Here is a 1,089-nt window from a genome sequence, read left to right as displayed (position 1 = left end):
GCGGTTCAGGCGACGTGCTGCTGCCAGGGGGTGGTGCGCAGCAGGTCGTCGATGCGGGGGGGCGGGGACGGGCGGGGAGAACAGGTAGCCCTGGGCGTGGGGGGCGCCGAGTTGGCGTAGGACGGTGGCCTGGTCGGGGGTTTCGACGCCTTCGACGATGGTGTCGAGGCCGAGGCTGGCCGACAGTTCGAGGATGGCTTTGGTGAAGGCGCGGGTCTGGGGGTGGTCGGCGGCGGTGGGCGGGGTGGTGAAGGAGCGGTCGATCTTGAGGATGTCGACGGGCAGGGTGCGCAGGTAGGCCAGGGAGGAGTAGCCGGTGCCGAAGTCGTCGAGGGCGATGCGGATGCCGTGGGTGCGCAGGTCGGTCAGGCGGGTGGTGATGCGGTGGGTTTCGGCGGGGGTGGTGGCCAGGAGGGTGCTTTCGGTGATTTCGAGGATGAGGGCGTGGTGGGGCAGGTGGTGGCGGGCGAGGGTGTCCAGGACGGTGTCGTTGAAGGCGGGGTCGCGGAGCTGGCGGCCGGAGACGTTGACGGTGACGGCGGTGCCGTACCGCTCGTGCCAGTGGGTGGCGTCGGTGATGGCCTGCTCGAGGGCCCAGTGGCCGAGGGTGGTGATGAGGCCGGTGTCTTCGGCGATGGGGATGAAGACGTCGGGGGGGATGGGGTGGCCGGTGGCGGGGGTCCAGCGCAGGAGGGCTTCGACGGCGTGGATGGTGCCGGTGGTCAGGTCGACGACGGGTTGGTAGTGGAGGGTGAGTTCGCCTCGGGTGTGGGCGTGGCGCAGGCCGGTGGCGAGGTTGGTGTGGTGGAGGCGGGCGGTGCGCAGGTCGGGGTGGAAGGGGGTGGTGCGGTTCTTGCCGTGGGCTTTGGCGGTGTAGAGGGCGAGGTCGGCGTCGCGCAGGGCGTCGGTGGGGTTGGTGAGGGGGAGTCCGGTCAGGATGCCGATGCTGGTGGTGAGGTGGAGTTCGCGTTCGCCGATGCGGTAGGGGTGGGCCAGGGCGGTGAGGATGCGTTGGGCCAGGGTGTGGGCGTCGGTGGTGGTGGGGCCGGACAGGACGATGGCGAACTCGTCGCCGCCCAGCCGCGCCAG

1 protein-coding gene is annotated in these 1,089 nt (G+C 71.1%); it reads right to left on the bottom strand.

Going from position 1 to position 1,089, the window contains the following annotated elements; translation table 11 throughout:
- A partial coding sequence (locus tag ACWJ6R_RS36860; RefSeq protein WP_449066630.1) for a putative bifunctional diguanylate cyclase/phosphodiesterase occupies positions 1 to 1,089 on the bottom strand: 1,089 nt, incomplete at both ends.

This window comes from Planomonospora algeriensis, assembly GCF_977012225.1.
Note: the sequence above shows the minus strand (reverse complement) of the source record. Positions and strands in the feature narration are given on the sequence as shown.